Raw genomic sequence first — 20,270 nt, 5'->3', positions numbered from 1 at the left:
CCTTGCGCACCACCAGTCTCGATTGTCAGGGTCCTCAGCGGGATTCATGAGCCAGCCGTGCACACAGCTACTGGAGGTTCCATGAACGACATCGCACCGCAGCCCCCGAGCCGCCGCTCCGTCCTGCGGACCACGGCCGGGGTCGCGGGGGCGGGCATCGGCCTCGGCGCCCTGGGCGCCGGCAACGCGGAGGCCGCCGCTCCCGTAGCCGCCTCCTCCGAGGCTGCCGTCGCCGGGGCGGCCCCCGGGGCCCCGCGGCGCAGAGGCGCCACCATGGCCGGTGTCCCCTTCGAGCGGCGCTCCACGGTCCGGGTCGGCATCGTCGGCCTCGGCAACCGGGGCGGCAGCATGATCGACCTCTTCCTCGCCCTTCCGTGGGTGCGGGTGGTCGCGATCTGCGACCCGGTCAAGGACAAGACGGAGCGCGCCGCCGCCAAGGTCGTCGCCGCCGGGCAGCCCTCGCCCGCCGTGTACACGAACGGCGAGGACGACCACGAGAACCTCTGCAAACGCTCGGACGTCGACTTCGTCTACGTGGCGACGCCCTGGGAGCTCCATTTCGCGATGGCGCGGGCGGCGATGCTGAACGGCAAGCACGTCGGAGTGGAGTGTCCGGTCGCGATGACCATCGACGACCTGTGGGAGCTGGTCGATCTCTCCGAGCAGACCCGCCGCCACTGCATGCAGCTCGAGAACTGCTGTTACGGCCGCAACGAGATGCGGGTCCTGCGGATGGCCCATGCGGGCAGGTTCGGGGATCTGCTGCACGGGGCGGGGGCGTACAACCACGACCTGCGCGAACTGATGTTCTCGCCGACGTACTACGAGGGTCCCTGGCGCCGGATCTGGCACACCAGGCTGCGCGGCGATCTCTACCCGAACCACGGCTTCGGTCCGGTCGCCAACTACATGGACGTCAACCGGGGCGACAGCGTGGTGAGCATCAGCAGCTTCGGCACCCCGGCGCTGGGCCTCGCCCAGTACCGGGCGGAGCACATGCCGCCGGGTGATCCGAGCTGGAAGGAGACGTACATCGAGAGCGACCGGACGATCAGTCTGGTCCAGACGGCGAAGGGCCGCGTGATCCGGCTGGAGCACGACGTCTCGTCCCCGCACCCGTACAGCAGGATCAACAGCCTGGGCGGCACCCGGGGCGTGTTCGAGGACTACCCGGCCCGGATCTACCTGGAGCCGGACCACCAGGGCCACCAGTGGGGCGACTTCGACGCCTACGCCACGGAGTTCGACCACTGGCTCTGGAAGGAGCACTCCCATCCCCCCGGCGGGCACGGCGGGATGGACTACATCATGCTCTACCGGCTGATGCAGACCATGCAGCTCGGCCTCGTCCCCGACTTCGACGTCTACGACGCGGCGGTGTGGACGGCGCCGGTGCCGCTGAGCCACGCCTCGATCAAGGCGAAGGGCGCGCCCCAGGCGATCCCGGACTTCACCCGTGGCGAGTGGAAGAAGTCCCGGTCCGGCGTGGACTCGGTCCGTCCGGCCTAGGGCCTGTCCTTCGGACCAGGCCGGACCGGGCCGGATCAGGCCGGATCAGGCCGGATCAGGCCGGACCGGACGGACCTGCCGCCGGCCCGGCTCAGCAGCGCAGCCGGTCCTCCGTGATCATGCCCTGCGCCGTCCTCACGGTGCGGTCGTAGCAGCCGTCGGAGCCGTGGAGCCGGTAGCGGTCGGACGTCGTCCCGACCGCGTGCCGCTGATCGCGCGGAACGCCGGTGGTGTACGTGGCATCACCGGCGTACGTGTGGTCCAGGTGCGACCAGGAGAGCCGCTTGCCGCCCCGCACGACGTCGGTGCGGGCGCGGTCGCCGAGCGTCAGCACGGTCCGCAGGCGGTCGCCCGCGCCGATCGTCGTCTCCCCGTCCATCGTGTACGTGCGGTGGGTGCGGGTGCTCGTGCGCCCGACGGTCACGGTCTCGTCGTCGGTCCACCGCGCGGTGAGCGCGTCCGGGTTCTCGCCGTCGGCCCAGCGGTGCACGGAGGTGTGCGACAGGGTCCGCGTGACGGTGGTGTCGACGCGGCCGTGCGAGGTGTTCAGGTGACCGGCGACGGTGAGGGCGCGGCCGCCCTCGGTGTCGAGCCGGTGCGGCGAACCCGGCGTGTACACGGAGGAGTTGCGGGGTGCGCTCTCCTCGTGCCGGTCGACCCCTCCGGTGACCACGGCGCGGCCCTCGTCCTGCCAGAGCAGGATGTTGGCCGGGGTGCTCCATCCGGTCTGCCCCGCGGGGACACCCCCCACCGACACCTCGACCCGGTGGGCGCGGCCGTCGTTCAGGATGCCCGCGAAGGGGGTCAGGTCGTAGACGACCGGCCGGACGTCGAAGGCGCGCGGGGCGGGCGAGACGTACCAGAGGAAGGGGTTGGACCAGCCGCCCGTCCAGACGGTCGGGAAGGGGGCGGCGATACCCGCCGTGCGTCCGTCGACGGAGATCCGGACCTCGCGGTACGGCCCGTCGGCCGCCTTGCAGGAGTACGGCGCCGCGTCGGGCACGGTCAGGTACCAGTACTCCTCGCAGCCACCGCCGGAGCCGGTCGCGTACACCTCGGCGAGGATGCGTTCGGTGTTGCGCGGGGTGGTCAGGCTCGTGGAGTCGAGCGGTATCACCCGGTCGGGCGTGTCGGCGGCGGGCTTCACCGCGCCCCGGGCTGCGTAGAAGGTGAGCGTGACGCGGACGTCGATGACGCCGGTGTAGGTCTCGTTCACGACATTGCCGATGAGCATCTCGACGGCCCTGGGGCGGGCGAGGGTGTCGCGGTAGCGGGTGACGTCCTTCTCCACCGACCAGCGGATCCCGTCGGGCGAGGGCTGGGGCGTGGAGGTGCGGAGGATCTCCACGCCGCCGACGGAGACATGACCGAGCCGGTCGTACTGACGCCCCTTCACCTCTCCGTCGAGGCGGAGGACGATCTTGCTCCAGCGGGCTCCGCACTCCTTCGGGGGTGCGTAACTCCCTTGGTACGGCGTGAAATCGCGGAACCGGGCCGCGGCGAGCAGGACCTCGCAGGACCGGGTCGGCGGTGTGGCCACCGGCGGCGCGGCGGTCAGCGGGTCGTGCCAGTCGCTGCCGAACTCGGCGGGCGGCGGATCGGCCGGAGCCGCCTGGGACCGTTCCGCCGCAGGGAGCGCGGCGGCCGGGTGCGCCGTGAGCAGGGCGCCGGCGGCCAGGACGAGCCCACCGATCATGCTCATGATCTTCTGATGTCTCATGGGTCGCGAGTGAAGCGCGGGGCGCCGGACAGGTCCAGAGGGCGTCGTGCGACCTTGGCGTGTTCTGTGCGCCTCTGCGAATAAATCGATTGCAGGCGGCCGTCCAGCGGCGCGAACCTTGCACGGTTTGCGCCACTCCGCGAAGAGACCGGAAGCCCTGGGACGACATGAAGATTCGCGATCTACCGTATGCCGATCCAGGGGTTCCCGATGTCCGCTCGGGCACCCGGTTCCTCCTCTGGCTCGGCCGCAACCAACTCGGCGGGCAGGTCGGCTCCCTGCTCTGGGGGCTGCTGCTGCAGCTCAGCATCGCCGGTCTGTCCCTCGCGGTCGGACTCGCCGTCCAGGCCGTCGTGGACCGGGACGGCGGACGGCTCGCGCTCGCGGGCGGCCTGCTGGCCCTGCTCGGCGCGGGCATCGCGGTCGGCGACCTGATGCTCCACCGCACGGCCGTCACCAACTGGATCACCGCGGCCGCGCGCGTCCAGCAACTGCTCTCCCGCAAGACCGCCGAGCTGGGCTCGGTCCTGACGCGGCGGGTCGCGGCGGGCGAGGTCGTGGCCGTCTCCACCGGGGACGTCGAGAAGATCGGCTGGTTCGTCGAGGCGCTGTCCCGGTTCGCCGCGGCCGCGGTGACGATGGTCGTGGTCTGCGTGGGCCTCGTCGTCTACCAGCCGGCCCTCGGTGTGGTGGTGGCGGTGGGCCTGCCGGTCCTCGCGCTGGCCGTCCTGCCGCTGCTCCCCCGCGCCACCCGCAGGGCCGACGCCCAGCGCGAGAAGGCGGGCCGGGCCACCGAGCTGGCCTCGGACACCGTGGCAGGACTGCGCGTGCTGCGCGGCATCGGCGGCGAGGAGCTGTTCCTCGCACGCTACCGGGCCGCCTCGCAGGAGGTCCGGCACGCCGCCGTCCGCAGTGCCCGGATGTGGGCGCTGATCGCGGCCGTGCAGGTCCTGCTGCCGGGCCTGCTCCTCGTGGGTGTGCTCGCGTACGGGGCACGGCTCGCGCTCGACGGGCGGATCGCGGTCGGCGAACTGGTCACCGTCTACAGCGCGGTGGCGCTGATGCTGCATCCTCTGCGCCACGTGGAGGAGATCGCCATGGCCTACTCCTTCTCACGGCCCTCCGCCAAGCGGGCGGCCCGGGTCCTCTCGCTGGCCCGGACCTCCACCACGACGGCGGAGGACCACGGAACGGCGAAGGGCGATCTGTACGACCCGGTCACCGGGCTCCTCGCCCCCGCCGGCCTCCTCACCGCCGTCGTCTGCGGCGACCCGGACGCGGCCGGGAGGCTCGCCGACCGGCTCGGCGGCCACCCCACCGAGGCGGGCGAGGGACACACCTCGGTCCTGCTCGGCGGGGTGCCGCTGGACGAACTGGAGCTGGACGCGGCCCGTACCGCCGTGCTGGTCCAGGACAAGGACCCGGTCCTGCTCTCCGGCACGCTCCGCGAGCTGCTCGACGTGCCCTCCTCGGGCACGGTCCGGCCCGAGGAGGCCCTCGCCGCGGCCCAGTGCGGGGACGTGCTCGACGCGCTCGCGCAGGCGTCCGTCGACACCGAGGGCGACCCGATGAGGACCCGGATCACCGAGCGCGGCCGCTCGCTCTCCGGCGGGCAGCGCCAGCGCCTGGCACTGGCGCGTTCCCTGGTCACCGACCCGGAGGTGCTGGTCCTCGACGAGCCGACCTCGGCGGTCGACTCGCACACCGAGGCACGCGTCGCCGCGGGGGTGCGGAGGCTGCGCGAGGGCCGTACGACGGTCGTCCTGGCCTCCTCGCCGCTGCTGCTCGACCGCGCCGACCGGGTGGCGCTCGTCCACGACGGCGAGGTGGTGGCCGTGGGAACGCACCGCGATCTGCTCCGTACCGAAGCGCGCTACCGCGCCGTCGTCACCCGCGACACCGACGACGAGCCGGCCGTCGAAGCAGGACTGCACGAAGCGAAGCTCGAAGCAGAGCTGGAAGGAGAGTCGGCATGACCGCCATGGCACCACCCGCCTACGACCCCGGTGCCCCGACGTCGGCGACGACCCTGCCCGTGGGCACGGCCGCGACCGTACGCGGCTACGTACGCGATCTGCTGCGGCGTCACCGTGGGGCGTTCGCGCTGCTCATCGGCGTCAACGCGGTCGCGGTGACGGCCTCGATGGCGGGTCCGTACCTGCTCGGCTCGCTCGTCGAGCGCCTCTCCGAGGGCGCGCGCGACCTCCATCTGGGGCGCACCGTCACGCTGTTCGCGCTCGCCCTCGTCGTCCAGACCCTGTTCGTACGGATGGTGCGGCTGCGCGGGGCGATGCTGGGCGAGGAGATGCTGGCCGATCTGCGCGAGGACTTCCTCGTCCGGTCGGTCGGGCTGCCGCCGGGAGTCCTCGAACGGGCCGGGACCGGCGACCTGCTGTCCCGTATCACCACGGACATCGACCGCTTGGCCAACGCGATGCGGGAGGCGGTGCCGCAGCTCGCCATCGGGGTGGTCTGGGCGGGTCTGCTCGTCGGAGGGCTCGCCGCGACCGCGCCGCCGCTCGCGCTCTCCCTGCTCGTCGCCGCGCCGCTGCTGATCGTCGGCTGCCGGTGGTACTTCAAGCGGGCCCCTTCGGCGTACCGCTCCGAGGCCGCGGGCTACGCGGCGGTCGCCTCCGCGCTCGCCGAGACCGTCGACGCGGGCCGCACCGTCGAGGCACACCGCCTCGGTGCCCGCCGGGTCGCGCTCTCCGACCGGCGCATCCGGGAGTGGACCGCGTGGGAACGGCACACCCTGGCCCTGCGCTCGGTCCTCTTCCCGGTCATCAACCTCACCCACACGCTGGTGCTCGCGGGTGTCCTGATGCTGGGTGGCGTGTTCGTCCTGCGCGGCTGGATCGACGTGGGCCAGCTGACCACGGGCGCGCTGCTCGCCCAGATGCTGGTCGACCCGGTCGGGATCATCCTGCGCTGGTACGACGAGCTGCAGGTCGCCCAGGTGTCGCTGGCGCGGCTCGTGGGCGTCCGGGACATCGAGCCGGACGCCGGCGACGGGGTGCTGCGCCCCGAGGGCCGGGACGTCCGTGCGGACGAGGTGCGCTTCGGCTACCGCGAGGGCGTCGACGTGCTGCACCGGGTGTCGATGGACGTCGCCCCGGGCACCCGGCTCGCCCTCGTCGGGCCCTCCGGCGCGGGCAAGTCGACGCTCGGCCGGCTGCTCGCGGGGATCTACGCCCCGCGGACCGGCTCGGTCACGCTCGGCGCGGCCGAGCTGGCGAAGATGCCCGCGGAGCGCGTCCGGGAGCATGTGGCGCTGGTCAACCAGGAGCACCACGTCTTCGTCGGGTCGCTCCGCGACAACCTGCGGCTCGCGCGGACGGGCGCGGAGGACGCCGAGCTGTGGGCGGCGCTCGGCGCGGTCGACGCGGACGGCTGGGCGCGGGGGCTCGACGAGGGCCTGGACACCGAGGTCGGCTCGGGCGGGCTGGCCCTCACCCCGGCCCAGGCCCAGCAGATCGCCCTCGCCCGGCTGGTCCTCGCGGATCCGCACACCCTGGTCCTGGACGAGGCGACCTCGCTCCTGGACCCGCGGGCGGCCCGCCATCTGGAGCGCTCGCTCGCCCGGGTCCTGGACGGCCGCACCGTCGTCGCGATCGCCCACCGGCTGCACACCGCGCACGACGCGGACGTGATCGCGGTGGTCGAGGAGGGGCGCATCAGCGAGCTGGGCAGCCACGACGAACTGGTGGCGGCGGACGGCGCGTACGCGGCGCTCTGGAGGTCGTGGCACGGGTGACAGCGCGGTGGGCCCGTCCCCGGGAGGGGGCGGGCCCACCGTCGTACGCGGGTCAGAGGTAGCCGAGCGCCGAGGCCCCGCCCACACCGCCGAGCAGCATGAAGGCGGGCATGAGCACCTTCAGCTCCACCCAGCTGCCGGCACGGAACCGCATCCCCTTCGGCGGCCCGACCGGGTACCAGCGCTTGCGGCCCACCGGGATCGGCCACAGGATCGGGCAGCCCGAGACCGTCAGGGCGTCGCCGATGTCGTGGACCAGGGCGCCCAGGACGATGGGCAGGCCCAGCCAGAGGTACTCCTGCCCGGGGGCGGTGAAGAGCCAGTCCGCGCCGTTGCCGGGCTGGTCCAGGACGCCCGCCAGGATCCAGGCGCTGGTGGCGCCGAGCAGCCAGACCAGGACGTCGCTGGACATCCGGGCCGCCCGCCACAGCAGGCCTTCCACCGCGAGGACGAGGTGGACGAAGAGGATCGCGAGGACGGCCCAGCGGCCGCCGGTGATCGCGAGGACCGAGGCTCCGGCGCCGATCAGGACCGCCCAGAGCCAGGTGTGGGTGAGCGTCCGGTGGCCGCCCGACCGGCGGGGGTCGGCGGTGGAGCGGGTGGCCTTGTAGACGGCGTACGAGAGCTTGTCGACGATCTCGCACAGGCCCTTGGAGATGGGTCCGAAGGCCCGCGAGATGGTCGCGGACTTGTGATCGAGGTCCGGTGCGAGCGCCGCGCCCGCGCAGATGAGCGCCCCGACGACGACAACCGGCCACGGCATCGGGTGGCCCGCTGCGGCCGCCGCCGCTCCGACGCCCAGCCAGGCCGCCGCTCCGGACAGCGAGTGCGCCGGTCCCATCATGCTTGTCCCCGCCCCATTCCTCCGGTGCCGGCGCTCAGTTGACGGCCGGTCGACGCGACAGCGTACCGTCCGTGATCTTCGAGCCGATGGCCGGTTCCCTCATCCGAACGGAATCCAGGCAAGATGGGGGCGTGACCCTTATCGATCAGCTGCCGCCGAACGCCGACCCCGACGCCCTCTTCGAGGCTTTCTCCTCATGGGCGGAGGACCGGGGCATCACGCTCTACCCGGCCCAGGAGGAGGCGCTGATCGAGGTGGTCTCCGGGGCGAACGTGATCTTGTCGACCCCCACCGGATCGGGAAAGTCCCTGGTCGCGGCGGGGGCACACTTCGCGGCGCTGGCCAATGACCAGGTGACCTTCTACACCGCGCCGATCAAGGCGCTGGTGTCGGAGAAGTTCTTCGACCTGTGCAAGCTCTTCGGCACCGAGAACGTCGGCATGCTGACCGGGGACGCGTCGGTGAACGCCGACGCGCCGATCATCTGCTGCACGGCGGAGGTGCTGGCCTCGATCGCGCTGCGCGACGGCAAGTACGCCGACATCGGCCAGGTCGTGATGGACGAGTTCCACTTCTACGCGGAGCCGGACCGCGGCTGGGCGTGGCAGATCCCGATCCTGGAGCTGCCGCAGGCCCAGTTCATCCTGATGTCGGCGACGCTCGGCGACGTGTCGATGTTCGAGAAGGACCTCACCCGGCGCACGGGCAAGCCGACCTCGGTGGTCCGCTCGGCGACCCGGCCGGTGCCGCTGTCGTACGAGTACCGGCTCACGCCCATCACGGACACGCTCACCGAGCTCCTGGAGACCAAGCAGGCGCCCGTCTACATCGTCCACTTCACCCAGGCGCAGGCCGTCGAGCGCGCCCAGTCGCTGATGAGCATCAACATGTGCTCGCGCGAGGAGAAGGACAAGATCGCCGAGCTGATCGGCAACTTCCGCTTCACCACCAAGTTCGGCCAGAACCTCTCGCGTTACGTGCGCCACGGCATCGGTGTGCACCACGCCGGCATGCTGCCCAAGTACCGGCGCCTGGTGGAGAAGCTGGCGCAGGCCGGTCTGCTCAAGGTGATCTGCGGGACGGACACGCTCGGCGTGGGCGTCAACGTGCCGATCCGTACGGTGCTGTTCACGGCGCTGACCAAGTACGACGGCAACCGGGTGCGCACGCTCCGCGCGCGCGAGTTCCACCAGATCGCGGGCCGGGCCGGCCGGGCGGGCTTCGACACGGCCGGTTTCGTGGTGGCGCAGGCGCCCGAGCACGTCATCGAGAACGAGAAGGCGCTCGCCAAGGCCGGCGACGACCCGAAGAAGCGCCGCAAGGTCGTGCGGAAGAAGGCTCCGGAGGGCTTCGTCGCCTGGAGCGACACCACGTTCGAGAAGCTGATCGCCGCCGAGCCCGAGCCGCTGACCTCGCGCTTCAAGGTCACCAACATCATGCTGCTCTCGGTGATCGCCCGGCCGGGCAACGCCTTCGAGGCGATGCGCAAGCTCCTGGAGGACAACCACGAGCCGCGCAAGGCCCAGCTGCGCCACATCCGCAGGGCCATCGCCATCTACCGCTCGCTGCTCGACGGAGGTGTGGTGGAGCAGCTGGACACGCCGGACGCCGAGGGCCGCACGATCCGGCTCACGGTCGACCTCCAGCAGGACTTCGCGCTGAACCAGCCGCTGTCGACGTTCGCGCTCGCCGCGTTCGACCTGCTCGACCCGGAATCCCCGTCGTACGCCCTGGACATGGTCTCGGTCGTCGAGTCGACGCTCGACGACCCGCGCCAGATCCTGGCCGCCATGCAGAACAAGGCGCGGGGCGAGGCCGTCGGGCGGATGAAGGCGGACGGAGTCGAGTACGAGGAGCGCATGGAGCGGCTCCAGGAGATCTCGTACCCGAAGCCGCTGGAGGAGCTGCTCTGGCACGCGTACAACGTGTACCGGAAGTCCCACCCCTGGGTGGGCGACCACCCGGTCTCGCCGAAGTCCGTCATCCGTGACATGTACGAACGGGCTCTGTCCTTCACGGAGTTCACGTCCTGGTACGAGCTGGCGCGGACCGAGGGCATCGTGCTCCGTTACCTGGCGAGCGCGTACAAGGCGCTGGACCACACGATCCCGGACGACCTGAAGACCGAGGACCTGCAGGATCTGATCGAGTGGCTGGGCGAGATGGTGCGCCAGGTGGACTCCTCGCTCCTGGACGAGTGGGAGCAGCTGGCCAACCCCGAGATCGAGTCGGCCGAGGAGGCGCAGGAGAAGGCCGACCAGGTCAAGCCGGTCACGGCGAACGCCCGTGCCTTCCGGGTCCTGGTCCGCAACGCGATGTTCCGCCGTGTGGAGCTCGCCGCCCTGGACAACGTGGACGCGCTGGGAGAGCTGGACGCCGAGTCGGGCTGGGACGCGGACGCGTGGGGCGAGGCGATGGACGCGTACTGGGACGAGTACGAGGACCTGGGCACCGGGCCCGACGCGCGCGGCCCGAAGCTGCTGAACATCGAGGAGGACGCGGCGCACGGCCTGTGGCGCGTCCGGCAGACCTTCGCCGACCCGAACGGCGACCATGACTGGGGCATCAGCGCGGAGGTGGATCTCGCGGCCTCCGACGAGGAGGGCCGGGCGGTCGTCCGCGTCACGTCCGTGGGACAGCTCTGACAGCTCTGACAGCTCTGAGGACTGACAGCCCTAAGGAGAAGAAGACGGTGACCAACCCCGCCGAGAGCCTCGTCGGCCTGCTCGATCTGGAGCGGATCGAGGACAACATCTTCCGCGGCCAGAGCCCGCAGGAGTCACTGCAACGGGTCTTCGGCGGGCAGGTCGCCGGCCAGGCGCTGGTGGCCGCCGGGCGCACCACGGAGGGCGACCGGCCGGTGCACTCGCTGCACTCCTACTTCCTGCGCCCGGGCCGCCCGGGTGTCCCGATCGTCTACCAGGTGGAGCGGGTGCGGGACGGTCGCTCGTTCACCACCCGCCGGGTGACCGCCGTCCAGCAGGGCCGGACGATCTTCAACCTGACCGCCTCCTTCCACCTCCCGGAGGAGGCCGGGTTCGAGCACCAGCTGCCGCCGCGCCACATGACGGACCCGGAGACCCTTCCGAGGCTCGCGGACGAGATCCGCGATCACCTGGGCATGCTTCCGGAGGCCCTGGAGCGGATGGCCCGCCGCCAGCCGTTCGACATCCGCTACGTGGACCGGCTGCGCTGGACCAAGGACGAGGTCAAGGACGCCGATCCGCGCAGTGCCGTGTGGATGCGCGCGGTGGGCCCGCTCGGCGACGACCCGCTCGTCCACACCTGCGCGCTGACGTACGCCTCGGACATGACGCTCCTGGACGCGGTCCGGATCCCGGTCGAGCCGCTCTGGGGCCCGCGGGGCTTCGACATGGCGTCCCTGGACCACGCGATGTGGTTCCACCGCCCCTTCCGCGCGGACGAGTGGTTCCTCTACGACCAGGAGTCCCCGATCGCGACGGGCGGCCGGGGTCTGGCCCGCGGCCGCATCTACGACCGTGAGGGCAGGCTGCTGGTGTCGGTGGTCCAGGAGGGACTGTTCCGGAAGCTGTAGCGCGGGATCGTAGGGTGAAGGGGCACGCCCGGTCTCGACGAGGAGCTTCCATGAGCCTGTACGACATTCCCCTGCGCACCCTGTCCGGCGACCCGATCTCGCTGGCCGACTACCGCGATCAGGCCGTCCTGGTCGTCAACGTGGCCTCCAAGTGCGGTCTGACGCCGCAGTACGCGGGGCTGGAGCGGCTGCAGAAGGAGTACGGGGACCGCGGTTTCACCGTGCTCGGTGTGCCGTGCAACCAGTTCCTGGGGCAGGAGCCGGGGAGCGCGGAGGAGATCCAGACCTTCTGCTCCGCCTCGTACGGAGTGACGTTCCCGCTCCTGGAGAAGACGGACGTGAACGGCGACGCCCGCCACCCGCTCTACGCGGAGCTGACGCGGATCGCGGACGCGGAGGGCGAGGCCGGGGACGTGCAGTGGAACTTCGAGAAGTTCCTGATCGGCCGGGACGGAGAGATCACCCGCTTCCGTCCGCGCACCGAGCCGGAGGCCCCGGAGGTCGTCGCGGCCATCGAGGCGGTACTGCCCGCCTGAGCCGACGGCGTGGCCGGTCGGGTCACACGGTGTCGATCATGTAATCTTTGCGGCTCCAGCGGAGAACGACCGAGGAGGTGGGATCCATCAACGCCATGCAGGCAGGGTGCTCCCCCTCCACGACCGTGTGGTCCGCCCGACAGAGGTGACCACGGGAGTGCCCCTCGGCTTCCCGGAAGGTTCCATGTCGCTCGACCCCTCTTGCACCCTTCGTTCCACCACCGTCTCCCGCCTCCGTGCCGCCGGCTGCGTGTTCGCCGAGGACGAGGCGGAGCTCCTCTTCTCCTCGGCGGACAGCGGCCGCGAACTCGACACGATGGTCGAACGGCGGACCGCCGGTCTGCCCATCGAGCACGTCGTGGGCTGGGCCGCCTTCGCCGGGCTGCGCGTCGCCGTCGACCCGGGGGTCTTCGTGCCCCGGCGGCGTACCGAGTTCCTCGTCGAGCACGCCGTGGCCCTGGCCCGGCCCGGGGCCCTGTGCGTCGATCTGTGCTGCGGGTCCGGCGCGGCGGGAGCGGTGCTGCTCTCGGCCGTCGAGGGCGCCGAGGTGTACGCCTCGGACATCGAGCCCGCCGCCGTGCGGTGTGCGCGGCGCAACATCGAGCCGCTCGGCGGCCGGGTCCTCGAGGGCGACCTCTTCGCCCCGCTGCCCGATGTCCTGCGCGGCCGGATCGAGGTCCTGGTCGCCAACGTGCCGTACGTACCGACCGAGGACGTCGGGCTGCTGCCGCCCGAGGCGCGCGAGCACGAACCGCTGGTCGCGCTCGACGGCGGCTCGGACGGTCTCGACGTCCTGCGCAGGGTGGCCGCCGAGGCCCCCGGCTGGCTGGCGCCGGGCGGTCATCTGCTGGTCGAGACGTCCGAGCGCCAGGCCGCCCGGGCCGTCGAGACGGTCTCCGGGTGCGGCCTGACGCCGCGGGTGATCACGTCCGAGGAGCTGTACGCGACGGTCGTGACCGCCACCCGGCCGTGACGGGGCGGGGCTCCCTCGCCTAGGCCGTACGGGGCCGGACCCGGCAGCGTGCCGGGCCGGCCGCGCGGAGGGTGATCGCCGAGGTGACGGGCACCTCGGTGTCGACCGCCTCCAGGTCGTAGGCCTGGAGGATCATCGCCAGCGCGACGACCGACTCCAGCATCGAGAAGTGCTGGCCGATGCAGGCGCGCGGGCCGCCGCCGAAGGGGAACCAGGCGTAGCGGGGGCGGCTCGCCTCGGCCTCGGGCGTGAAGCGGTCGGGGTCGAAGCGCTCCGGGTCCTCCCAGTACGCGGGGTGCCGGTGGGTGACCCACGGGGCGACGACCACGTCGGCGCCGGCCGGGATGGTGTGCCCGTCGATCTCGGTGGCCGCGACCGCGCGCCGGCCGATGACCGGTCCGGCGGGGAAGAGCCGCATGGCCTCCTTGAGGACCTGGGTCAGGTACGGCAGGGCGTCGAGGTCGGCGGCTGCGGGGGTACGGCCGGCCAGGACGCGGTCGACCTCCTCGTGCGCCCGCTTGCGCTCCTCGGGGTGCAGGGCGAGGAGGTGGAGGGCGAAGCCGAGCGAGGTGGCCGTCGTCTCGTGCCCGGCGAGCAGGAAGATGAGGACCTGCTCGCGCAGTTCCGCGGCGTCGAAGCTGCCGTCCTGCGCGCTCTCGGCCTCGGCGAGAAGCGTCAGCAGGTCCTGCGCGCCGCTGTCGCCGTCGCCGCCCGCGTCGGCGTCGGCGTCGGCCGCCGCCCGTCGCCCGGCGATGATCCGGTCGCAGACGGCGTACAGCTCGTCGCACGCGGCCGCGGCGCGACGGTTGCCGGGGGTGGGCCAGTCACGGGGGATGTTGAGGGGGGAGAATCCGCGGCGCAGGACGTAGTCGCCCATCACCGGGAAGGCCCGCTCGACGATCTCCACGGCGGCCTCGACGTCGGTGCCGAAGAGGATGCGGGCCACGGCGCGCAGGGCGAGCCGGGTCATCTCGTCGAGGACGTCGACGGTGGAGTGCTCGGCGGTGTGCCACTCCTCGGTGACGGCCCTGACCTCGGCGGCGATGGCCTCGGCGTAACTGTCGACGCGGCGGCGGGTGAAGAGCGGCTGGACCAGTCGGCGCTGCCGCAGGTAGTCCTCGTCCTGGCTGGTCAGCAGGCCGTTGCCGAAGGACTCGCGGACCTCCTGGTAGAAGGCGTTGTCCTTGCGGAAGTTGGCGGACTGGGCGGCGAGGACCTGCTGGACGCCCTCGGCGGAGAAGATCCCGTAGACCGTGGCGCGCACTCCGGGCGGCCCGGCGGTGATCCGTACGACGTCTCCGTGGGCGCGCTGGGACGCGAGGAAGGTGCCGAGGGCGTCGTTCCTGAGGTCGAACATCGAGCCGAGCAGCGGCAGCCCCGCCGGGCCCGGAATCTCGTCGGTGGTGGTCATGCGTGCGTTACCCCCTTGATCGTCACCGGCACGGCGATTCTCCACCACCGCCCGACTCACCGGTAGCCATGCCGAACACCCGGCCGGATCAGGTCTGTTGGCCCGGCTTCCGGCGGAACCCGGCCGGCGCGCTCCCCGGAACCCGTGGCGGGCGCGTCCGCGCGGCGGCCCTCCGGCGGCGGCCACGACGTGCGGGGAGCCCCGGGCGGTGCTGGAATGACTGAGCGGCCGCCTGTCGCCGGCGGGGGCCGCCCGCAACCCGGTCCGGTCGAGGCGGAAACCCCGAGCGCTTGGAGGAGTGGCCATGAGCGACGACCTGTCGGAACTCGAGGACATGGGCCCCGTCGACTACCTGATCCTGGAGTTCCCGGGCAACCGGATGACGGGTGAGGGTTTCCCCCTCCTCGTCGACCTGGTGGAGCGGGGCGTCATCCGCATCCTCGACCTGCAGTTCATCCGCAAGGACGCAGACGGGTCGGTCACCGCGGTGGATCTGACGGATTTCGGCGGCGAGGTCGATCTCACCGTGTTCGAGGGTGCCTCCTCCGGTCTGCTGGACCAGAGCGACGTCGACGACGCCGGTTCCGCGCTGGAGCCGGGCAACTCCGCGGGGGTCATCGTGTACGAGAACGTGTGGGCCGCCCCCTTCGCACGCGCCATGCGCCGCAGCGGCGCGCAGATCGTGGCGAGCGGCCGGATTCCCGTCCAGGCGCTCCTGGCCTCGCTGGACGCCGCCGATGCCGCCGGTCCCGGCGGCGGGGCCGCTGCCTGACCTCCCGATCGCATCCGGCATACGAGCACACACTGGGAGATGACTGATCATGCCCGGACTTCTCCGCGGCGTCGCCCGCACCGCCGTCGTCGCAGGCACCGCCACCGCGGTGTCCAACCGAGTGTCACGGCGACAGGCGGGCCGCTGGGCCCAGCAGGACTACGAACAGCAACAGCAGTACCAGCAGCCGCAGTACCAGCAGCCGCCCGCGCCGGCTCCGGAACCCGCCGGGGACGACATGAGCACCAAGATCGACCAGCTGAAGCAGCTGGGGGAACTGAAGGCGCAGGGCGTACTGACCGAGGCGGAGTTCGAGGCCCAGAAGCGCGCGCTCCTCGGCACGTGACCCGCCCACACCGCCCTCACCGCGCACCAGGGCCCGCACCCCCGTCAGGGGGTGCGGGCCCTGGTGCGCGCGCCGCCGGCTAGCGGATCGGCATTCCGGAGAGGGTGCGGGCGATCACCAGGCGCTGGATCTCGCTCGTGCCTTCGAAGATCGTGTAGATCGCCGCGTCGCGGTGCATGCGCTCCACGGGGTACTCACGGGTGTAGCCGTTGCCGCCCAGGATCTGGATGGCCTGGGCGGTGACCTTCTTGGCGACCTCGCTCGCGTACAGCTTGGACATCGAGCCCTCGGCCGAGGTGAACGGCTTTCCGGCGGTCGCCATCCAGGAGGCGCGCCAGACGAGGAGCCGCGCGGCGTCGATCTGGGTGCGCATGTCGGCGAGCTGGAAGGCGACACCCTGGTTGTCGATGATCGGGCGGCCGAACTGCTCGCGGGTCTTTGCGTACTCGAGGGCGACCTCGTACGCCGCGCGGGCCGTGCCCACGGCCATGGCGCCGACGGCGGGGCGGGAGGCCTCGAAGGTGGCCATGGCCGCGTTCTTCACTCGCTCGCCGCCGCCCGCCCTGGCCTTCTCACGGGCCCGGGCCAGGCGCTCGTCCAGCTTCTCCTTGCCGCCGAGGAGGCAGTGGCCGGGGACGCGTACGTTCTCCAGGACGACCTCGGCGGTGTGCGAGGCGCGGATGCCGTGCTTCTGGAACTTCTGCCCCTGGGAGAGACCGGGGGTGTTCGGCGGCACGATGAAGGAGGCGTGCCCCTTGGAGCCGAGCTCGGGGTCCACGGCGGCGACGACGACGTGGACGTTGGCGATGCCGCCGTTGGTCGCCCAGGTCTTGGTGCCGTTGAGGACCCACTCGTCCTTGGCCTCGTCGTACACCGCACGGGTGCGCATCGAGGCGACGTCGGAGCCGGCGTCGGGCTCGGAGGAGCAGAAGGCGGCGACCTTCACGTCGTCGACGTCGCCGTACATCTGCGGGATCCACGTGCCGATCTGCTCCTCGGTGCCGTTGGCGAGGACGCCGACGGCGGCGAGGCCGGTGCCGACGATGGAGAGGGCGATGCCGGCGTCGCCCCAGAAGAGCTCCTCCATCGCCATCGGGATGCCGAGCCCGGTGGGGTCGAAGAACTGCTGGGCGTAGAAGTCGAGGGAGTAGATGCCGATCTTGGCGGCTTCCTGGATGATCGGCCAGGGAGTCTCCTCACGCTCGTCCCACTCGGCGGCGGCGGGGCGCATCACGTCCTCGGCGAATCCGTGCAGCCAGTCACGGACCTGCTTCTGGTCGTCGTTGAGTTCGAGCGTGAACTCGGCCATGTTCCCTCCCAGCAGTACATTACTTGCGGTAACAGCAGTCTGTTACCGGCTGGTAGGAGCTGTCAACCTGCGGCGGAGCGGTCCCCACGGCGCGGCACCGGGTGCCGGTCTGGTGTTACGTTGCGACAGCCTCACGGAATTCGCACGGGCGGGGAGACACGCTATGGAGACCACACACCGGACCACCGACCAGCAGAAGCCGGCCGATCAGCGGCGCCGCGAACTGCTGGAGGCGGCGGACCGGGTGGTGCTCCGGGACGGGCCCAAGGCCTCGATGAACGCGATCGCCGCCGAGGCGGGGATCACGAAGCCGATCCTGTACCGGCACTTCGGCGACAAGGGCGGGCTCTACCGGGCCCTGGCCACCCGGCACACCGACGCCCTGCTCGCCGCGCTGCGGGCCGCGCTCGACGCGCCTGCCGACCGGCGCCGGCGGGTCGAGTCCACCCTCGACACCTACCTCGCCTCGATCGAGGCGCTGCCGCAGGTCTACCGCTTCCTGATGCATCCGGCCGACGAGACGCACCAGGCCGAGCAGGGCTTCGACGTGGGCCGCCACTCGGCGCCGGTGCTGCGGCGCATGGGCGAGGAGCTCGGCCAGGTCATCGCCGAGCGCATCGACCTCGGCGAGGCCGGCGAGGCGCAGGCACGCATCTGGGGCCACGGCATCGTCGGCATGATGCACGCGGCGGGCGACTGGTGGCTGGGCGAACGGCCCTGCTCACGCGGCGAGTTGGTCCGGGCACTGGCGGACCTGCTGTGGGGCCGCCTGGCGGAGGCGGGCGACCGCGCAGGGGCCCCGGGGTTCTGAGGGTCCCCGATCCGTTCCCCGCGAGGGGCGCTCAGCCCTGGAGCGAGTCCACGCCCCTCCCCCACGGTTCCTTGCGGATCGCGCGCAGCAGCCGTGATCTGCGCCACCCGGTCACATGGTCCGCGTAGACCCCGCCCTCCAGATGGTCGGCCTCGTGCTGGAGACACCGGGCGAAGAACCCCGTGCCCTCGACGCGCGCCGGGGTGCCGTCGAGGAGGACGCCCTCGACGACCGCGCGGTCGAACCGCGGCGTCGGGGCCTCCAGACCCGGCAGGGACAGACAGCCCTCCGCGCCCCGGATCACGTCGCCGTCCGCCTCCACGAGGCGCGGGTTGACCAGGTGCCCGAGGTGGCGCACCTCCTCGTCGTCCGGGCAGTCGTACACGAAGACCCGCAGCCCCACGCCCACCTGGTTCGCCGCAAGGCCGACGCCGTTCGCCGCGTACATCGTCGCGAACATGTCCTCGATCAGCCGGGCGAGCTCCGGGCCGAAGTCGCTGACGGGTTCACAGGGGGCGTGCAGCACCGGGTCGCCGAGCAGGGTCATCGCTCGGACGTGGCCGGAACTGCCGGGGATCGGCCGGTTTCGCATGGGCGTAAGGGTACGGTCCGCCGTGACCTCGTCGTTTCGCCGAGGGGAGCAGGGGTGCCGCAGTTCGGGTCCCTGGCCTGATCTCGATAGGCTGAGCCCGGACCGACGCAAGGAGGAACAAGGAAGATGTCAGGACACCCCGGTAATCCAGAGCCGCTGTCGCCGCGCGCCAAGCTGGCCGTGACGGCGGGCAAGGCCGCGGCGGCGGTGTCGCGCGCGGCGGGACGCGGCAGCGGATCGGTGATCGGCGGCAAGGTGGCGCTGAGGCTCGACCCGGACCTGCTGGGTCGGCTCGCGCAGCATCTGGACGTCGTCCTGGTGTCCGCGACCAACGGCAAGACCACCACGACCCGGCTGATCGCCGAGGCGCTGCGGGCCAGTGGTCCCGTCGTCTCCAACGCGCTGGGCGCCAACATGCCCGCGGGCATCACCTCGGCGCTGGCCGGCGGCTCGGACGCCAAGTACGGCGTGATCGAGGTCGACGAGAAGTACCTCGCCGGAGTCGCCCGGGACACCACGCCGAAGGCGATCGCGCTGCTCAACCTCTCCCGCGACCAGCTCGACCGCGCCGCCGAGACCCGGATGCTCGCCGAGAAGTGGCGCGAGGGTCTGAGCGGCACGAAGGCGGTCGTCATCGCCAACGCCGACGACCCGCTGATCGTGTGGGCCGCCTCCTCCTCCCCCAACGTGGTGTGGGTCGCCGTCGGTCAGGAGTGGAAGGACGACGCCTGGTCGTGCCCCGCCTGCGGCGGTGTGATGCAGCGCCCCGGCGACGACTGGTTCTGCGGCGAGTGCGGCTTCCGCCGCCCCGCGCCGAGTTGGGCGCTCAACGGCGACCACGTCCTGGACCCGCACGGTTCGGCCTGGCCGATCCACCTCCAGCTGCCCGGCCGCGCGAACAAGGCCAACGCCGCGACCTCGGCCGCCGTCGCCGCCGTCTTCGGTGTCCCGCCGCAGGTCGCCCTGGAGCGGATGTACCAGGTGCAGGCCGTGGCCGGCCGCTACGACGTGGTCTCCTTCCAGGGCCGCGACCTGCGTCTGCTGCTCGCGAAGAACCCGGCGGGCTGGCTCGAAACGTTTTCCCTGATCGACCAGCCCCCGACCCCGGTCATCCTCTCCGTCAACGCCCGCGGCGCCGACGGCACGGACACCTCCTGGCTCTGGGACGTCGACTACGGACGGCTCGCCGGCCACCCGATCATGGTCATCGGCGACCGCAAGCTGGACCTGGCGGTCCGCCTGGAGGTCGCGGGTGTGGAGTTCCGCGTCTGCGAGACGCTCGACGAGGCGGTCCAGCTGGCCCCGCCCGGTCAGATCGAGCTGATCGCCAACTACACCGCCTTCCAGGACGTCCGCCGCCGCGTCGGCAACTGACCCGTAGAGGACTTGCAGCATGAGTGAGAGCAGCCTGCGCCTGGTCTGGGTCTACCCGGACCTGCTCAGCACGTACGGCGACCAGGGCAACGCCCTCGTCGTCGAGCGCCGCGCCCGTCAGCGCGGTCTGGACGTCCAGCGCGTCGACGTCCGCAGCGACCAGCCGGTGCCGACCTCCGGCGACATCTACCTGATCGGCGGCGGCGAGGACCGGCCGCAGCGGCTCGCGGCCGAGCGGCTGCGCCGTGACGGCGGCCTGGAGCGGGCCGCGTCCAACGGCGCGATCATCTTCTCGGTCTGCGCCGGCTACCAGATCCTGGGCCACGAGTTCATCAACGACCTCGGCGAGCGCGAGCCCGGCCTCGGTCTGATCGACGTCATCTCCACCCGCGGCGAGGGCGAGCGGTGCGTCGGCGACGTCCTCGCGGACATCGACCCGCGCCTGGGCCTCCCCCAGCTCACCGGGTTCGAGAACCACCAGGGCATCACCCATCTCGGCCCGACGGCCCGCCCGTTCGCGCGGACCGTCCTGGGCAAGGGCAACGGCACCGGCGACGGCACCGAGGGCGCGTACAACGACACCGTCTTCGGTACGTACATGCACGGCCCGGTCATGGCCCGCAACCCGCAGATCGCGGACCTGCTCCTGAAGCTGGCCCTCGACGTGAACGCGCTGCCGCCGACCGACGACCGGTGGTACGAGGCGCTGCGCGCCGAGCGCATCGCGGCGGCGACCCAGCCCGCCTGACCGTCCGGCGGACTG

Annotated in this window: 17 protein-coding genes; 12 read left to right on the top strand and 5 right to left on the bottom strand. The window is 71.9% G+C overall.

Translation table 11 applies throughout. The features are described from left to right. Positions 1 to 81: 81 nt before the first annotated feature. Positions 82 to 1,509: a Gfo/Idh/MocA family protein gene (locus ACFVGW_RS20615; protein ID WP_385852991.1), complete on the top strand. Its 1,428-nt coding sequence runs from the start codon at positions 82 to 84 to the stop codon at positions 1,507 to 1,509. Between the two features lie 91 nt (positions 1,510 to 1,600). Here ACFVGW_RS20615 and ACFVGW_RS20610 read toward each other — a convergent pair whose 3' ends face one another. Continuing rightward, positions 1,601 to 3,229, bottom strand: a complete 1,629-nt coding sequence (locus ACFVGW_RS20610; RefSeq protein ID WP_385852990.1) for a peptide-N4-asparagine amidase — start codon at positions 3,227 to 3,229, stop codon at positions 1,601 to 1,603. Positions 3,230 to 3,396: 167 nt separating this feature from the next. On the opposite strand from ACFVGW_RS20610, the gene ACFVGW_RS20605 reads away from it, so the two are divergent. Together ACFVGW_RS20605 and ACFVGW_RS20600 are read left to right on the top strand one after the other, a co-directional pair. After that, entirely contained in the window at positions 3,397 to 5,205 is a 1,809-nt protein-coding gene (locus tag ACFVGW_RS20605; protein WP_385852989.1) for an ABC transporter transmembrane domain-containing protein, read from the top strand. Next, the gene (locus ACFVGW_RS20600; RefSeq protein WP_383226954.1) at positions 5,202 to 6,983 is read left to right on the top strand and encodes an ABC transporter ATP-binding protein; all 1,782 of its coding nucleotides are present in this window, start codon (positions 5,202 to 5,204) and stop codon (positions 6,981 to 6,983) included. The genes ACFVGW_RS20605 and ACFVGW_RS20600 overlap by 4 nt, the downstream gene beginning before the upstream one ends. 52 nt (positions 6,984 to 7,035) lie before the next feature. Here the strand turns inward: ACFVGW_RS20600 and ACFVGW_RS20595 are convergent, their stop codons facing one another. Continuing rightward, positions 7,036 to 7,827, bottom strand: a complete 792-nt coding sequence (locus tag ACFVGW_RS20595) for a metal-dependent hydrolase (protein WP_383297180.1) — start codon at positions 7,825 to 7,827, stop codon at positions 7,036 to 7,038. A gap of 71 nt (positions 7,828 to 7,898) precedes the next feature. Between ACFVGW_RS20595 and ACFVGW_RS20590 the strand changes: the two genes are divergently transcribed. The 4 genes from ACFVGW_RS20590 to ACFVGW_RS20575 all read left to right on the top strand — a co-directional run bounded on the left by ACFVGW_RS20590 (position 7,899) and on the right by ACFVGW_RS20575 (position 12,892). Then, positions 7,899 to 10,472, top strand: coding sequence for a DEAD/DEAH box helicase (locus ACFVGW_RS20590; RefSeq protein ID WP_383226951.1), 2,574 nt, complete (start codon positions 7,899 to 7,901; stop codon positions 10,470 to 10,472). Positions 10,473 to 10,519: 47 nt separating this feature from the next. Next, positions 10,520 to 11,383 carry an acyl-CoA thioesterase gene (locus ACFVGW_RS20585; protein WP_385852988.1) on the top strand — a complete coding sequence of 288 codons (864 nt, stop codon included), beginning with the start codon at positions 10,520 to 10,522 and terminating at the stop codon, positions 11,381 to 11,383. A 50-nt stretch (positions 11,384 to 11,433) separates the two neighbouring features. Then, positions 11,434 to 11,919, top strand: a complete 486-nt coding sequence (locus ACFVGW_RS20580; protein ID WP_385852987.1) for a glutathione peroxidase — start codon at positions 11,434 to 11,436, stop codon at positions 11,917 to 11,919. A 184-nt stretch (positions 11,920 to 12,103) separates the two neighbouring features. Then, complete coding sequence (locus tag ACFVGW_RS20575; RefSeq protein WP_385852986.1) at positions 12,104 to 12,892, top strand: putative protein N(5)-glutamine methyltransferase; 789 nt, start codon at positions 12,104 to 12,106, stop codon at positions 12,890 to 12,892. Between the two features lie 19 nt (positions 12,893 to 12,911). On the opposite strand, the gene ACFVGW_RS20570 is transcribed toward ACFVGW_RS20575, so the two are convergent. Then, positions 12,912 to 14,303: a cytochrome P450 gene (locus ACFVGW_RS20570; RefSeq protein WP_385852985.1), complete on the bottom strand. Its 1,392-nt coding sequence runs from the start codon at positions 14,301 to 14,303 to the stop codon at positions 12,912 to 12,914. 304 nt (positions 14,304 to 14,607) lie between these two features. Here ACFVGW_RS20570 and ACFVGW_RS20565 point away from each other — a divergent pair, with 304 nt between their 5' ends. Both ACFVGW_RS20565 and ACFVGW_RS20560 read left to right on the top strand, forming a co-directional pair. Next, complete coding sequence (locus tag ACFVGW_RS20565) at positions 14,608 to 15,075, top strand: DUF6325 family protein (protein WP_385852984.1); 468 nt, start codon at positions 14,608 to 14,610, stop codon at positions 15,073 to 15,075. A 49-nt stretch (positions 15,076 to 15,124) separates the two neighbouring features. Next, the gene (locus ACFVGW_RS20560) at positions 15,125 to 15,421 is read left to right on the top strand and encodes an SHOCT domain-containing protein (protein WP_352190987.1); all 297 of its coding nucleotides are present in this window, start codon (positions 15,125 to 15,127) and stop codon (positions 15,419 to 15,421) included. Positions 15,422 to 15,500: 79 nt separating this feature from the next. Here ACFVGW_RS20560 and ACFVGW_RS20555 read toward each other — a convergent pair whose 3' ends face one another. After that, positions 15,501 to 16,730 carry an acyl-CoA dehydrogenase family protein gene (locus ACFVGW_RS20555; protein WP_385852983.1) on the bottom strand — a complete coding sequence of 410 codons (1,230 nt, stop codon included), beginning with the start codon at positions 16,728 to 16,730 and terminating at the stop codon, positions 15,501 to 15,503. A 163-nt stretch (positions 16,731 to 16,893) separates the two neighbouring features. On the opposite strand from ACFVGW_RS20555, the gene ACFVGW_RS20550 reads away from it, so the two are divergent. Next, positions 16,894 to 17,541, top strand: coding sequence for a TetR family transcriptional regulator (locus ACFVGW_RS20550; protein ID WP_385852982.1), 648 nt, complete (start codon positions 16,894 to 16,896; stop codon positions 17,539 to 17,541). A gap of 31 nt (positions 17,542 to 17,572) precedes the next feature. On the opposite strand, the gene def is transcribed toward ACFVGW_RS20550, so the two are convergent. Further along, complete coding sequence (gene def / locus ACFVGW_RS20545; protein ID WP_385852981.1) at positions 17,573 to 18,133, bottom strand: peptide deformylase; 561 nt, start codon at positions 18,131 to 18,133, stop codon at positions 17,573 to 17,575. 126 nt (positions 18,134 to 18,259) lie between these two features. Between def and ACFVGW_RS20540 the strand changes: the two genes are divergently transcribed. Further along, complete coding sequence (locus ACFVGW_RS20540) at positions 18,260 to 19,507, top strand: MurT ligase domain-containing protein (protein WP_352190991.1); 1,248 nt, start codon at positions 18,260 to 18,262, stop codon at positions 19,505 to 19,507. A gap of 19 nt (positions 19,508 to 19,526) precedes the next feature. Next, the gene (locus tag ACFVGW_RS20535) at positions 19,527 to 20,255 is read left to right on the top strand and encodes a type 1 glutamine amidotransferase (protein ID WP_137990746.1); all 729 of its coding nucleotides are present in this window, start codon (positions 19,527 to 19,529) and stop codon (positions 20,253 to 20,255) included. The last annotated feature ends 15 nt before the right edge of the window (positions 20,256 to 20,270 follow it).

The organism is Streptomyces sp. NPDC127129, assembly GCF_042671585.1.
Taxonomy (GTDB): Bacteria; Actinomycetota; Actinomycetes; order Streptomycetales; family Streptomycetaceae; genus Streptomyces.
The sequence above is the reverse complement of the archived record's forward strand: the minus strand, read 5'-3'. Positions and strand labels throughout refer to the sequence as shown.

Coding starts and splice junctions, on each gene's coding strand:
- ACFVGW_RS20615 (WP_385852991.1), top strand. CDS start 82: ATGAACGACATCGCACCGCAGCCCCCGAGCCGCCGCTCCGTCCTGCGG.
- ACFVGW_RS20610 (WP_385852990.1), bottom strand. CDS start 3,229: ATGAGACATCAGAAGATCATGAGCATGATCGGTGGGCTCGTCCTGGCC.
- ACFVGW_RS20605 (WP_385852989.1), top strand. CDS start 3,397: ATGAAGATTCGCGATCTACCGTATGCCGATCCAGGGGTTCCCGATGTC.
- ACFVGW_RS20600 (WP_383226954.1), top strand. CDS start 5,202: ATGACCGCCATGGCACCACCCGCCTACGACCCCGGTGCCCCGACGTCG.
- ACFVGW_RS20595 (WP_383297180.1), bottom strand. CDS start 7,827: ATGATGGGACCGGCGCACTCGCTGTCCGGAGCGGCGGCCTGGCTGGGC.
- ACFVGW_RS20580 (WP_385852987.1), top strand. CDS start 11,434: ATGAGCCTGTACGACATTCCCCTGCGCACCCTGTCCGGCGACCCGATC.
- ACFVGW_RS20575 (WP_385852986.1), top strand. CDS start 12,104: ATGTCGCTCGACCCCTCTTGCACCCTTCGTTCCACCACCGTCTCCCGC.
- ACFVGW_RS20570 (WP_385852985.1), bottom strand. CDS start 14,303: ATGACCACCACCGACGAGATTCCGGGCCCGGCGGGGCTGCCGCTGCTC.
- ACFVGW_RS20565 (WP_385852984.1), top strand. CDS start 14,608: ATGAGCGACGACCTGTCGGAACTCGAGGACATGGGCCCCGTCGACTAC.
- ACFVGW_RS20560 (WP_352190987.1), top strand. CDS start 15,125: ATGCCCGGACTTCTCCGCGGCGTCGCCCGCACCGCCGTCGTCGCAGGC.
- ACFVGW_RS20555 (WP_385852983.1), bottom strand. CDS start 16,730: ATGGCCGAGTTCACGCTCGAACTCAACGACGACCAGAAGCAGGTCCGT.
- ACFVGW_RS20550 (WP_385852982.1), top strand. CDS start 16,894: ATGGAGACCACACACCGGACCACCGACCAGCAGAAGCCGGCCGATCAG.
- def (WP_385852981.1), bottom strand. CDS start 18,133: ATGCGAAACCGGCCGATCCCCGGCAGTTCCGGCCACGTCCGAGCGATG.
- ACFVGW_RS20540 (WP_352190991.1), top strand. CDS start 18,260: ATGTCAGGACACCCCGGTAATCCAGAGCCGCTGTCGCCGCGCGCCAAG.
- ACFVGW_RS20535 (WP_137990746.1), top strand. CDS start 19,527: ATGAGTGAGAGCAGCCTGCGCCTGGTCTGGGTCTACCCGGACCTGCTC.